This is a genomic window from Anaerotignum faecicola (genome assembly GCA_024460105.1).
In the GTDB taxonomy this organism is placed as follows: domain Bacteria; phylum Bacillota; class Clostridia; order Lachnospirales; family Anaerotignaceae; genus JANFXS01.
This window is the reverse complement of record JANFXS010000147.1, coordinates 1-520: the sequence shown is the minus strand read 5'-3', so window position 1 is coordinate 520 and position 520 is coordinate 1. Positions and strand designations below refer to the sequence as shown.

Here is a 520-nt window from a genome sequence, read left to right as displayed (position 1 = left end):
ATTTTCACAGGGAGATGAGAAGAATTACTCCCATTACCAGTATTTCTTTAAGGTAGTGAAGGGCGATCCGCTTCCTCAGATCAGAGTAAGCCATGAGAGGAAGAGCCGGGAGATTCCCAGTGCCTCGGGGGTAATCCTGTGGAATGAGCCGGGAGATGACGGCGATACAGTCAGTACGGCGGCCTGCGGCCCGGAACCATTTACAGTCCTTGCGAGAGATGAAAGGGAGATTCCCTATGTGCCGCTCGGGCGCTGGATTACCATAGAGCTGACCGGGGATAAGCAGCCCGATGAGGCGATTCTTTCCGATTATATCCTGAAGGAAGATGGAAGTCCGCGTTATGATGAGAAGACGGTTATCACAACGGAACTGGAGTATGATAACCATGAGATGAAGTTCTGTCTCCCGACTAATGTAAATGCGATGCTGAGCTCGGACATGTCAGCTTATATGACGGGCAGTATTCTGAGAGGTTTTAAGCTGGAGCTCGTATGGGATGACGGAAGCCGGGCGGAATAC

At 51.2% G+C, this 520-nt stretch carries 1 protein-coding gene; it reads left to right on the top strand.

Going from position 1 to position 520, the window contains the following annotated elements; all coding sequences use genetic code 11:
• Positions 1-520: hypothetical protein (locus NE664_13210; GenBank protein MCQ4727590.1), on the top strand; the 520-nt coding region annotated here is incomplete at both ends.